Annotated in this window: 13 protein-coding genes; 9 read left to right on the forward strand and 4 right to left on the reverse strand. The window is 74.0% G+C overall.

Annotation, left to right across the window (positions count from 1 at the left end):
* Positions 1–91 precede the first annotated feature (91 nt).
* Together ACN27B_RS14090 and ACN27B_RS14095 are read left to right on the forward strand one after the other, a co-directional pair.
* Positions 92–1,258, forward strand: a complete 1,167-nt coding sequence (locus tag ACN27B_RS14090) for a geranylgeranyl reductase family protein (RefSeq protein WP_422745969.1) — start codon at positions 92–94, stop codon at positions 1,256–1,258.
* 31 nt (positions 1,259–1,289) lie between these two features.
* The gene (locus tag ACN27B_RS14095) at positions 1,290–2,060 is read left to right on the forward strand and encodes an isoprenyl transferase (protein ID WP_091582120.1); all 771 of its coding nucleotides are present in this window, start codon (positions 1,290–1,292) and stop codon (positions 2,058–2,060) included.
* 34 nt (positions 2,061–2,094) lie between these two features.
* Here the strand turns inward: ACN27B_RS14095 and otsB are convergent, their stop codons facing one another.
* The 3 genes from otsB to ACN27B_RS14110 form a co-directional block, all read right to left on the reverse strand.
* Positions 2,095–2,919: a trehalose-phosphatase gene (gene otsB / locus ACN27B_RS14100; protein ID WP_422745345.1), complete on the reverse strand. Its 825-nt coding sequence runs from the start codon at positions 2,917–2,919 to the stop codon at positions 2,095–2,097.
* 70 nt (positions 2,920–2,989) lie between these two features.
* Entirely contained in the window at positions 2,990–3,343 is a 354-nt protein-coding gene (locus ACN27B_RS14105) for a hypothetical protein (RefSeq protein WP_099162569.1), read from the reverse strand.
* A gap of 163 nt (positions 3,344–3,506) precedes the next feature.
* Positions 3,507–3,947, reverse strand: coding sequence for a helix-turn-helix domain-containing protein (locus ACN27B_RS14110; RefSeq protein WP_091584191.1), 441 nt, complete (start codon positions 3,945–3,947; stop codon positions 3,507–3,509).
* Between the two features lie 264 nt (positions 3,948–4,211).
* Between ACN27B_RS14110 and ACN27B_RS14115 the strand changes: the two genes are divergently transcribed.
* The 7 genes from ACN27B_RS14115 (at position 4,212) to ACN27B_RS14145 (ending at position 11,219) form a co-directional block, all read left to right on the forward strand.
* Entirely contained in the window at positions 4,212–4,553 is a 342-nt protein-coding gene (locus tag ACN27B_RS14115) for a hypothetical protein (RefSeq protein WP_091582110.1), read from the forward strand.
* A 40-nt stretch (positions 4,554–4,593) separates the two neighbouring features.
* Positions 4,594–5,022, forward strand: coding sequence for a hypothetical protein (locus ACN27B_RS14120; protein ID WP_091582105.1), 429 nt, complete (start codon positions 4,594–4,596; stop codon positions 5,020–5,022).
* A gap of 275 nt (positions 5,023–5,297) precedes the next feature.
* Positions 5,298–6,713 carry a PhoH family protein gene (locus ACN27B_RS14125; RefSeq protein ID WP_091582101.1) on the forward strand — a complete coding sequence of 472 codons (1,416 nt, stop codon included), beginning with the start codon at positions 5,298–5,300 and terminating at the stop codon, positions 6,711–6,713.
* 312 nt (positions 6,714–7,025) lie between these two features.
* Positions 7,026–7,715 carry a lytic transglycosylase domain-containing protein gene (locus tag ACN27B_RS14130; protein WP_172967853.1) on the forward strand — a complete coding sequence of 230 codons (690 nt, stop codon included), beginning with the start codon at positions 7,026–7,028 and terminating at the stop codon, positions 7,713–7,715.
* A gap of 103 nt (positions 7,716–7,818) precedes the next feature.
* Positions 7,819–8,478: a rhomboid family intramembrane serine protease gene (locus ACN27B_RS14135; RefSeq protein ID WP_091582094.1), complete on the forward strand. Its 660-nt coding sequence runs from the start codon at positions 7,819–7,821 to the stop codon at positions 8,476–8,478.
* A 103-nt stretch (positions 8,479–8,581) separates the two neighbouring features.
* Positions 8,582–9,550, forward strand: coding sequence for an NAD(P)/FAD-dependent oxidoreductase (locus tag ACN27B_RS14140; RefSeq protein ID WP_099162566.1), 969 nt, complete (start codon positions 8,582–8,584; stop codon positions 9,548–9,550).
* A 58-nt stretch (positions 9,551–9,608) separates the two neighbouring features.
* A complete protein-coding gene (locus ACN27B_RS14145) occupies positions 9,609–11,219 on the forward strand; it encodes a hypothetical protein (protein ID WP_422745350.1) in 1,611 nt (536 codons plus the stop codon).
* 6 nt (positions 11,220–11,225) lie between these two features.
* Here the strand turns inward: ACN27B_RS14145 and ACN27B_RS14150 are convergent, their stop codons facing one another.
* Positions 11,226–11,912: a TetR/AcrR family transcriptional regulator gene (locus tag ACN27B_RS14150; RefSeq protein WP_099162564.1), complete on the reverse strand. Its 687-nt coding sequence runs from the start codon at positions 11,910–11,912 to the stop codon at positions 11,226–11,228.
* Positions 11,913–11,996 lie beyond the last annotated feature (84 nt).

The following is an 11,996-nucleotide window of genomic DNA, read 5'->3' on the forward strand; positions in this document are numbered from 1 at the left end:
ACGCGAACTCCTTGGTCAACTCCGACCGCGGCGGGCGCGGTGCGGGGGCGGGGGAGCTGTGGCGGGGGAGGATGTGGGGGTGGTGGGCGCGGTGTGGGACGTCGTGGTGGTGGGGGCGGGGCCGGCCGGGGCGGCGGCGGCGCTCGCGGCACGGCGGGCGGGCGCGGCCCGGGTCCTGCTGCTCGACCGGTACGACTTCCCACGCGACAAGGCGTGCGGGGACGGCATCGCCGCGCACGCGTTGGACGTGCTCGCCGAGCTGGGCGTGACCGGCGCCGTCGACGGATACCCGCCGCTGCCCGCGCTGCGCCTGGTCGGGCCCGGTGGCGGCACGGTGGCCCGGGCGCTGCCCCGGCCCGCGTACACGGTGCCCCGGAAGGTGTTCGACGCGCGCCTGGTCCGGGCGGCGGTCGAGGCCGGGGTGGAGCTGCGGCGGCACACCGTCCGCGCGGTGGAGGTGGGCGCCGACCGGGTGGTGCTCGACGGGGACCTGGCCGGTCGGGCGGTGGTCGGGGCGGACGGCGCCGGGTCGGTGCTGCGCCGGGCGCTCGGGCACCCGGTGAACCCGGACCGGCACCTCGCGCTCGCCATCCGGGGCTACGCGCCCGCGCCGCCCGGCCCGCCCGAGCAGCTCATCGTCACGTCGGCGGAGCGCTGGCCCGCGTACGCCTGGGCCTTTCCGATCGGGGACGGGCGCGCGAACGTCGGGTACGGGGAGGTGTTGCGCGGTGAGCCGCTGACCCGCGCGCACCTGGTGGACCGGATGGCCGCGCTGCTGCCCGGCACCGACCCCGCCACGGTGACCGACCTGCGCGCGCACCACCTGCCGCTCTCCACCCACCGGCCGGCGCCCGGGCGGGGCCGGGTGCTGCTGGCCGGCGACGCGCTGTCGTTGATCAACCCGTTCACCGGCGAGGGGATCTTCTACGCGCTGCGCTCCGGCGCCCTGGCCGGGGCGGCGGCGGCCGGCGCGCCCGCCGACGCGGCCCGTCGGTACGCCACCGCGCTGCGCGCCCGGCTCGGCGTCCACCTGCGGCACAGTTCGGCGGCGGCCTGGCTGGCCCGGCGCCGGTGGGTGGTCGACGCGGTGATCGGGGCCGCCGGTCGGGACGAGCGGGTCTACCGGACGGTGGTGGAGCTGGGGCTCGGCGACGGGCGCCTGGACGCCCGCACGCTCGCCGCCGTCGCGGCCGGGGTGCCGCGCCCGCGTGGGGCCGGGAACGGCCGGCCGTCCCGCGATGCGCCACCGCGGCACTGATCTTTCCGCGGGGTCGCTACCCTGCAAGGTGATGACTCTGCGGAAACTTCTCTACTCCGTGTACGAGCGCCGGCTCACGGCGAAGCTCGCGGGCAGGCCCGTGCCCGCACACGTCGGCGTGATGTGCGACGGCAACCGCAGATGGGCCCGGGAGATGGGCTTCGTCGACCCGAACGACGGCCACCGGATGGGCGCCGAGCGGATCAAGGAGCTGCTCCGCTGGTGCGACGCCGCCGGCGTCGGGCACGTCACGCTCTGGCTGCTCTCCACCGACAACCTCTCCCGGCCGGCCGCCGAGCTGGACCCGCTGCTCCAGATCATCGAGGACCTCACCACCGAGCTGGCCGAGGAGGGCAACCCCTGGCGGCTGCGCATGGTGGGCGCGCTCGACGTGCTGCCCGCGCCGCACGCGGCGGCGCTGAAGGCGGCCGAGGAACGCACCCGGGACCGCGACGGCGGGGCCCAGGTCAACATCGCCGTCGGGTACGGCGGGCGGCGCGAGATCGCCGACGCGGTGCGGTCGCTGCTGCTGGAGCACGCGGCGAACGGCGGCACGATCGAGGAGCTGGCCTCGTCGATCGACGTCGACCACATCTCCGAGCACCTCTACACCAAGGGGCTGCCGGACCCGGATCTGATCATCCGGACCAGCGGGGAGCAGCGACTGTCCGGCTTCATGCTCTGGCAGAGCGCGCACTCGGAGTTCTATTTCTGCGAGCTGAACTGGCCGGACTTCCGCAAGGTCGACTTCCTCCGCGCCCTGCGCTCCTACGCCACCCGCCAGCGCCGCTACGGCGTCTGACCCGCCCTTCTCCCGACGAGGAGGGGCGGTCGAGTCAGGTGAGGTGGGGGAGGGCGGCCTCGAGGAACTCGCCGAGGGCGGCGGGGGAGTCCAGGGTGAGGTCGGCGGCGTCGGCCACCTCGTGACCCGTCTCCGGGTTGGCGACGGCCACGCACACGCCGAGGAAGTCCGGGTCGGTGGCGGCGCGGGCGCGCAGCGCGGCGAACGCCTTGATGTCGGAGACGTCGTCGCCGAAGTACCAGGCGCCACCGGCGTCCCGCACGGCCTCGCCGATGACCATGCCCTTGTCCCGGTCGACCGGGGGCTTCAGCTCCAGCACCATCCGACCGGCCTGGCAGCGCAGGCCGAGCTGCTCGGCCTGGCTCCGGCCCCACTCCTGCACCAGGTCGCCGAGCTGCGGGGCGGTGCGCCAGTGCAGCGCGACGGAGAGCCGCTTGAACTCCACCAGGGCGCCCGGCGGCAGCTCGGCCCGGGCCTGCTCGGCCAGCTCGGCCATGGTCGGCACCCAGGGCAGCGCGGCCGGCTCGGTGACCGTCTCGCCGCCGGAGTGGCTGTGCTCCAGGCCGTAGAGCCCGTAGAGGTCCACGCCGTCGAGGCCACCCAGGTGGTCGCGGAGGAACTCGACCGGTCGCGCGGAGACGATGGCGATCCGGCGTACGCGGGGGGCCAGCGCCTCCAGCGCGGTGAGCACCTTCGGCGCGGGGCGGACCGCGGTGGGATCGTCGTCGACCGGCGCCAACGTGCCGTCGAAGTCGAAGAAGAGCACCACGTCGCGCACGCGGGCGGCGGTCGCACGCCAGGCGTGCTCCGCGTTCAACGGGGTCTTCGGCTGCTGGTTGCCCAGATTCAACGGCGGCACGCGCGACAGCGTACCCCGCGCCGGGCGGCGTATTCGTGGCCGAGATGTGACGTCGGGACGACGTGGGAGGTCAGCGTTCGGCGGCTCCCCGTCCCCGGCGCCCGAACGGCACCACGGCCGCGTCCTGTCCGTGGCTGAGCAGGTAGCCCTCCACGAAACCGGTGTTCCGGTCGCCGGTGTGCGCCTCGATCTCGTTGAGCCGCGCCACCAGGAACTCGGTGAGCGCGCTGACCCGGTCGTTGAGCCGATCGTGCAGCTCGGCCACGACGGCGAGGACCACCGCGGTGCCGGCCGTGGTGAGCGCGAGAAGATTGGCGACCAGGGGAAGCTGCCCGCCGTTCAGTACGCCGACCACCACGTTGCCGGTCACGCACGATGTCACCGACACCACCGCGACCACGACTGCCAACCATTTCAGGGTCATGGACAGACCCCTCCTTCTGTCCCGCAGGGCTGGGTTCGGCTGTGTCCCGTCCCCCCGCCGACGACGAGCCCCTAGCAGTACAAACGTGGACGCTAGCCGGTCCGATCCGTCCCCGCGGCGAAACGATCGGGTCTGACCTTCCGTTCTTTCGCCATTTGAGGAACTACCCGGCTTGTTTACCCCTATTTCGGACAACGGCCGGGAGAGTCGGGCGATATGCGAGGTAACGAATGGTTTCTCGAATGTGGAACTTCTCCGCGTCGGAGACGTTCGGGTCGACCAGCCGGCGCAGCAGTGCCTCGACGTCCGGGTCCATCGGGGGTGGGGTCGGGTCGGCGCGGGGGCCGGCGGCCCGGTCCCAGCCGAGTGCGACGAACGCGGCCGCCGGGTCGAGCCCGAGGCCCTCGCAGAAGGCGACCACGCGCTCCGCCTCGGGGTCGCTGGCCCAGTCGCCGCGCACCCAGCGGTTGATGGTCTGGCGGGAGACGCCGGTGCGCCGGGAGACCTCGGTGCCGCTCCAGGCCCGCATCGCGCGGGCGTCGTCCAGCGCGCGGCGGACGAAGGTGGCGAAGGCGATCTTCCGTGCGTTGGCCGTCTCGGTCACCCCGTGACGGTACGGCCAGTCGGCCGCGTCGGGCCGGCTCGGCACGCTGCTGTCACGCCGACGGGACGCTGTCGCGGGTTTTCCGGTAAACGATCCAGAGCTGCTCCTGAGGGGTGTCACCCGGGCAGAATAGATGGACACGAGTACGGCGGCAAACGGACGAAAAGCTGATACTGTCACGCTCATGAGACAACTTACGGTGTGTCACGTGCTTGAGACGACGAGTGCTCACATGCGTCACTCCGCGGGTGCCGAGGGGGTCTCGTGACCGAGCTCGCGACCCGCGCCCAGGCGTTCGGCCTGATCGCGGACGGGGTCTCCGCCGGGCTGAGCGCGCCGTGGCGCGTCTATCTCGCCCGGGGCTGTCGCTACCTCTCGCTCAGCGTCGGTGACCGGGAGGAGTGGGACGCCTGGCGTACCCACCTCGGCTGCCCCGAGCTGAGCGTGCGCGTCTACGACTCCGGCGGCGAGATCCGCCGGGCGTCCGTCGCCGAGGTCATCCTCGACGGCTGCCGGATCAGCGTCGAACTGGTCGAGGAGGTCAGCACCGCCGACCTGGAGCGGCTGCTGGTGGTCGACCCGCTGCCCGGGGCGGACGAGCGATGAGCCGGGGAGCCACGCCGTCCCGGGCGGCGGAGGTGACCCGGTGAGCCCCTTTCTCGCCGTGGTCCTCGTCCTGGTGCTCGGCTCCACCTGCTATGCCGCCGGCCGGTTGCACGGTCAGCTCAGCTACCGGATCGGCTACCGGTTCGGCTACCGCCAGGGCTACTTCGACGGCGACCGGGGCGCCTGGAACCGCCGGCGCCGGGACGCGCAGGCCGCCATCGCCTCGGCGCTCGCCGGCCCGGCGCCGACCGTGGTGACGTCTGTCGGGCGGGCGGCCACCCCGTTCGCGGGCACCGCCGTCCCCACCGCGGTCACCGGGCGCACCGGCTCCGCCCCGGCCGTACGCGTCACCGCGACCGCCCAGCTCGGCGGCGTGGCGGCCCGGCCCGGCACCACGTACACCGGGTCCTCGTTCGGCGCCGCCGGTGCCGGGCCGAGGGCCGGAACCCTGGTGCGACGGCAGGGCTGAGGCGACGGAGCTCCGGCCGGGGTGCGCGCAGGGGGCATGCATCCCGGCCGGTTCCGGGCACGTTCACCTCCCCGACGGGCGTGATCCACGTCCACCTCTAGCCGCGCGGCCCCGGTGCGATTAGCGTCTAGGCATGGCACGGGGTTTTCCCGGGCCAGCCGGACAGCCCGGACCTGCGACGACTCGCGCACGGGGCCCGCATCCGACCCCGTGCCCGCCGGGCGCCGGAAGAGGCGGAACTCGGGTGGCCGGGTGCCCATCCGCGGAGCAGGCCTGTGACCACTCGCCGTACCCCCGCCGGTGCCGACCAGACCCCGGCCGCGACCGCCCCGACCCGCCGGACCACCCGCGGCCGCCGCAGCGCCGCCGCGGCGGTCCCCGCCGCCGAGGAGCCCCGACCAGCCGGCCCGGCCTTCGTCCTGGACACCTCGGTCCTCCTCTCCGACCCCGCGGCGTTCCACCGCTTCGCCGAGCACGAGGTGGTGCTGCCGCTGGTGGTCATCTCCGAGCTGGAGGGCAAGCGGCACCACCCCGAGCTGGGCTGGTTCGCCCGCCAGTCGCTGCGCATGCTGGACGAGCTGCGCGTGCGACACGGCCGGCTGGACCGGCCGGTGCCCGCCAACGACCAGGGCGGCACGCTCCGGGTGGAGCTCAACCACACCGACGACGGGGTGCTGCCGCCGGGGTTCCGTAACGAGTCGAACGACGCGCGGATCCTCTCGGTGGCGCTCAACCTCGCCGCCGAGGGGCGCGAGGTGACCCTGGTCAGCAAGGACATGCCGCTGCGGGTCAAGGCGGCCTCGGTCGGCCTGCACGCCGACGAGTACCGGCACGGCCAGGCCAGCGACCCCACCTGGACCGGGATGGCCGAGCTGGAGCTCTCCGAGGAGGAGATCGGTCGGCTGTACGCGGGCGAGGCGCTCGACGTCGACGCCGCCGCCGGCCTGCCCTGCCACACCGGCCTGGTGCTGCAGTCCGGGCGGGGCTCGGCGCTCGGCCGGGTGTTGCCGGACAAGACCGTGCGGCTGGTCCGCGGCGACCGCGAGGCGTTCGGCGTGCACGGGCGCTCGGCGGAGCAGCGGGTGGCGCTCGACCTGCTGCTGGACGAGTCGATCGGGATCGTGTCGCTGGGTGGGCGGGCCGGCACCGGCAAGTCCGCGCTGGCGCTCTGCGCGGGCCTGGAGGCGGTGATGGAGCGTCGCCGGCACAAGAAGGTGATCGTGTTCCGCCCGCTGTACGCGGTCGGTGGCCAGGAACTCGGCTACCTGCCCGGCTCGGAGTCGGAGAAGATGTCGCCCTGGGCCCAGGCCGTCTTCGACACGCTGGGCGCGGTGGTGCACGAGCACGTGCTGGAGGAGGTCACCTCGCGCGGGCTGTTGGAGGTGCTGCCGTTGACCCACATCCGCGGCCGGAGCCTGCATGACGCCTTCGTCATCGTGGACGAGGCGCAGTCCCTGGAACGGGGCGTGCTGCTCACCGTGCTGTCCCGGATCGGCCAGGGTTCCCGGGTGGTGCTCACCCACGACGTGGCGCAACGGGACAACCTCCGGGTCGGTCGGCACGACGGGGTGACCGCGGTGATCGAGGCGCTGAAGGGGCATCCCCTCTTCGCGCACGTCACCCTCAGCCGATCGGAGCGTTCTCCGATCGCCGCGATGGTCACCGATCTGCTGGAGGACATCCCGGGCTGACCCCCTGGTACGCCCGCTTTTGCCCACATTCTTGGTGTGGCGCAGATCACATTTGGCGTCCGTGGTTTCCCACCGGCCTCACCCTGCGCGATGGTGTTCATCGAGCGCCACCGACAACTCCGGTGCCGAACACGGCCCGGAGCCCCATACGCACCGGCAGCATCGTTGAGCCTTCTCCGCCACGACGGCGGGAGCCACGGGACGCCGGCGCGTCGGCCTCGACCGTCGGGTCGGGGCGCTCACGGCACCCGTACCCGGCCGCACCCGGCCGCGCGGCGTGCCGTGTCCCTGCCCCCGACGAAGGGAAACTTCGTGAGTCGGCTGTGGAGCCGGTTCGGCGCCCGTACGGCCGCTGTCGCACTGCTCTCCGTGGGCGTCGCCGGTGGCTTCTACCTGGGCGAGGATCGCCAGACCCAGCAGCAGGGCCTGACCGCGCAGGTCGGGCTCGAGGTCGACCGGACGGAGTACGCCTACCAGCGCGACCGGCAGGCCGAGCACCGTGTGACGACCTCCCGGCAGCGGGCCGCCGAGTACCAGGCCAAGCTGCGGGCCGCCGCGGCGGCGAAGGAAGCCGCCGAGCGGGCCAAGCAGGCCGAGGCGGCCGCCGCCAACCGCAAGAAGGAGCGGGACGCGGCCAAGGCCGAGGCCGAGGCCAAGGCCAAGCCGTACGACGGCCCCATCCCGGCCTCGTGCGAGGAGTTCAGCGGCAACCGCAAGATCGGTTGCGCCATCATGCTCGACGAGGGCTTCGGTATCGACCAGTTCCCCTGTCTGGACAAGCTCTGGACCAAGGAGAGCGGCTGGAACCACAAGGCGTACAACGCGGGCTCCGGCGCGTACGGGATCCCGCAGGCCCTGCCGGGCAGCAAGATGGGCTCGGTGGCGGACGACTGGAAGACCAACCCGGCCACCCAGATCAAGTGGGGCCTCGGCTACATCGAGGGCCGGTACGACAACCCGTGCGGCGCCTGGCAGAAGTCGCAGAGTTCGGGCTGGTACTGACCGATCGACCGACGGCGGGGCGGGCGGGGAATCCGCGCGTCCCGCCCTCGTTGTTCCGCCGCTCGAGTGGCGGACGGCCGCGCTTGCTGGTAGCTCTTGACAGGTGACCTGGCACGACGGCCCTCGCGGCGGCGACCCCCACCGGTTCGGCACCGATGCGTTCTACGCGGCGCTCGGCCGGGCCTTCGTCGCCATGTGCGCGGTGGTGCCGGTGCTCTTCCTCGTCGAGGCGCTCGACGTGGGCCTGCGCCTCGACCTCGACGTCACCGCGGGCATCATCCCGCACCGGATCCAGGGCCTGGACGGCGTCTTCTTCTCGCCGTTCCTGCACGCCGGCTGGAACCACCTCTACAGCAACAGCATCCCGCTGATCCTGCTCGGCACGTTCGTGCTGGCCGCCGGCACCCGGCGGTTCCTCTGGTCCACCATGGTGATCATCCTGGTCAGCGGCCTGGGCGTGTGGTTCACCGGTTCGCCCAACTCGGTGGTGGTCGGCGCGAGCGGCGTGATCTTCGGCTACCTCGGCATCCTGCTCACCCGCGGTGTGGTGGAGCGGAGCTGGTGGAACTTCGCCGTGGTGCTGCTGGTCGGCCTGCTCTACGGCTGGCAGTTGCTGGGCATCCTTCCCACCGACGAGCGGATCTCCTGGCAGGGGCACCTGTTCGGGCTGCTCGGCGGCGTGGTCGCCGCGATCCTGTTCCGCCGCCGCGTCGAGACCGGCACGCCGGACCGGCTCGGGTCACCTCCGGTCACGCTGCCCTGACGACGCGTCGAACCGTCCGCGGGACGTGCTTGCCCGCGCCCGTCCGCCCGCCTACCGTCGGCATCAGCACCGGTTGATCCCTGGCGGAAAGTGACGGTACGCCATGCGCGAGGTCGATGTCGCCGTGATCGGGGCCGGCCCCGCCGGGCTCTTCGCCGCCTACTACGCCGGGTTCCGCGGGCTCTCGGTGGCCGTGATCGACGCGCTGCCCGAACCGGGCGGACAGGTCACCGCCATGTACCCGGAGAAGCTGATCCTCGACGTCGCCGGCTTTCCCGCGATCAAGGGGCGGGAGCTGGTCGCGAACCTGGTCGCCCAGGCCGCGCCGTTCCACCCCGACTACCTGCTCGGCGTACGCGCGGAAAAGCTCTCGTACCTGGACGGGCGGCCGGTCCTCGGGCTGGCCGGCGGTGAGCAGCTGCGCTGCGGCGCGGTGGTGGTCACCGGTGGTCTGGGCAGTTTCACACCCCGGCCGTTGCCGGTCGCGGACAGCTTCACCGGCGGCGGGATCGTCTACTTCGTGCCGCAGCCGACCGAGCTGACCGACCGGCACGTGCTCATCGTGGGCGGCGGCGACTCGGCCTTCGACTGGGCGGCCACGCTCGCCCCGCTGGCCCGCTCGGTGACACTGGTGCACCGGCGGGACCGCTTCCGCGCGCACGCCGCCACCGTCGAGCGGGTCCGCGCGCTGCCGGTGCGGGTCGTGGTCAACGCCGAGGTGAGCCGGCTCTACGGGGAGGACCACGTCACCGGCGCCGAGCTGACCGTGCGCGGGGGCGCGGCGGAGACGCTGCCGGTGGACACGGTGGTGGCGGCGCTCGGCTTCACCGCCGACCTGGGCCCCCTCGCCGAGTGGGGGCTGAGGCTCGATCGGCGGCACATCCTGGTGGACAGCGCCATGGCCACCAACCTGCCCCGGGTCTTCGCGGCCGGGGACATCACCGAATACCCGGGCAAGGTCCGGCTGATCGCCACCGGCTTCGGCGAGGCGGCCACCGCCGTGAACAACGCGGCCGTCGCCATCGACCCCACCGCGCACCTCTTCCCCGGCCACTCCTCCGACGGCACCTGACGCCGGATCCTCATCGCCGTGTGGCCGTGCCGAGACCATCGGTGACCACGATGGACGGATGACGCCCCCGGACCGGAGCACGCCCGACGGCGACCGCGTCGCGCTGGCCTGGCTGGGCCAGCCGGTGACCGTGCTCGCCCTGATCGTGCTGGTGTTCAACGACCACGTGCTCAAGGCGGCCCGGCCGGGCCCGGTGACCGGCAAGCTGAGCGACGTCGCCGGGCTGGTGCTCGCGCCGCCGCTCGTCGCCGTGCTGGTCACGCTCGTCGTACCCCGGCTCGGGGCCCGGGCCGCCGCCGGCCTCGCGCTGGGGTCGGTCGGGATCGGCTTCGCCGTGGTCAAGACCAGCGGGTACGCCGCGACGGCCGCCTCGCAGGCGTGGAGCGCGGTGAGCGGGCCCTCACTGGTCCGGGCGGACCGTACCGACCTGCTCGCCCTGCCGGCGCTCGCGCTGGCGGTCTGGGCGTGGCGGCGGGCCCGCCGTGACCCGGTGGGGCGGCGGGGCGCCCGGTCGGTCCGGGTCCTGGTGCTGCTGCCGGCGGCGACGCTCGCGGTGGCGGCGACCAGCGCGATCGGGTACGCCGACGCGGTCGACGCGGCAGTGGTCGACGGCCGGCTGGTCGCCGGCATCGGGGAGAGCCAGGGCGCCTCGGCCGACCCGCCCTGGCGATGGCGGATCAGCGACGACGCCGGTGCGACCTGGCGCGATCCCGCCCCGGCCGAGCAGGAGGCCCTGCGCGCCGGCTCGGCCAGCACGGACCAGCGGGCCTGCCTGCCCACCGCGCCGCAGCGGTGCTACCGGTGGCTGCCCGGGCGGATCCGGGTGGAGGAGAGCGACGACGCGGGCCGGACCTGGCGGCTGTCCTGGCAGGTCACCGAGGAGCAGCGGGAGCTGCTGCGGGCGCGCTACCAGGAGGCCGGGTCGGCCGGCGAGCGGATCGCCGGCCAGGACCTCGCCGTGCTCGACGTGACCGGCGGGCGGCACGTGGTCCTGGTCGCGAACGGTCGGGACGGTTTCGCGCTGCGCGACCCGGACGGTGGCTGGCGCCGGATCGGATTCGCCGACGACCGGGGGGAGGGGCCTCCGCCGCTGGGCGTGATCTCCCCCGGGGACCGGCACAACGACCCGCTCCGGGCGGCGCTGCTGGCCCTGGCGCTGGGTGCCCTGGTGCTCGTCGTCGCCGGTGCGCGGGCCGCCCGCACGTCCGGCTACGGCGTCGTGCTGCCGCTCGTCCAGGTCGTGGTCCTGTTCCACGCCGCGGTGTTCCTGCTCGTGGTCTGGAACGTCGACGACCTCATCCTGTTCCCGCTCGCCGCCGGTTGTGCCCTGCTGCTGTTCGGCGGCGGGCTGCTCGCGCTGATCCCGCCGGCCGCGCGGGGGGTGCCCGGCCGGTGGACCGGCGAGGCGATGCTGGCGGCCACGCTCACCGTGGTGCTGGCGGGCGTGCCGCTGACCGGGTGGCTCTACGGCCGACCGGTCCACGCCTCGACGGCGCTGGCGCTTGCCGGGTCGGCCCTCGTGCCGGGGCTGCTGCTCGGTTGGCGGGCGGCCCGGCTGGTCGCGCCGTGGCGACCGCCGGTCGCCCCGCCGTGGCCGCTGCTTCCGCCCGATCCGCCGTACCCGTTGCCGCCGCCGGCCGGCGGGCCGGGGCGTGTGCCGGCGGACTGATCCGGGTCAGGGCAGGCCGACCAGGTCGGCCATCAGGCCGATCTGGTGGTCGAAGTACTCGTCGCGGTGCGGCAGGGCCCGGTTGATCCGGCCGAACAGCTCGAAGCTGATCAGCCCGAAGAGCTGGGTCCAGCCGGCCATGCCGCGGGCCAGCAGCGCGGGCGGCAGGTCCATCCCGAGCGCCGCCACCAGTTCGGCGACGTCGGCGCGCAGCGGCTCGGGCAGGTCCTCGGCGGGCGGCGCGAGCCGGCCGGTGGCCACCCCGTCGCGCAGGATGCCGACCAGTGTCGTCGGGGGCCGCTGGGCCGGCGCGACCGTGTCGTCCGGAGCCGCGTAGCCGGGCACCGGGCTGCCGTAGAGCAGGGCGTACTCGGCGGGGTGGGCCAGCGCCCAGGTGCGGGCGGCCCGGCAGGCGGCCAGCCAGCGCCCGCGCAGGTCGGCCGGGTCGGCGGCGGCGTCGGCCGACTCGACCGCGTCGCCCAGCGCGGCGTACGCCTCCAGGATCAGCGCGGTGAGCAGGTCGTCCCGGCTGGGGAAGTAGCGGTAGATCGCCGAGGAGACCATGCCGAGGTCCCGCGCGACGGCGCGCAGGGAGAGGTTCGCGCCGTCGGTGGCCAGGTGGCGGCGGGCGACGGCCTTGATCTCTTCGATCATCCCGGCGCGGACCCGGGCGCGGAGCGAGGGAGCGACCATGGCTCCCACTGTGTCATGGATGAGAGCGCCAATCAAAAGCGAGAGCACTGCTCTTGACGGAGTCGCCGATCCGCGTCATGCTCT

The sequence above is a fragment of the Micromonospora sp. WMMD754 genome (genome assembly GCF_049315235.1).
Lineage (GTDB): Bacteria > Actinomycetota > Actinomycetes > Mycobacteriales > Micromonosporaceae > Micromonospora > Micromonospora sediminicola.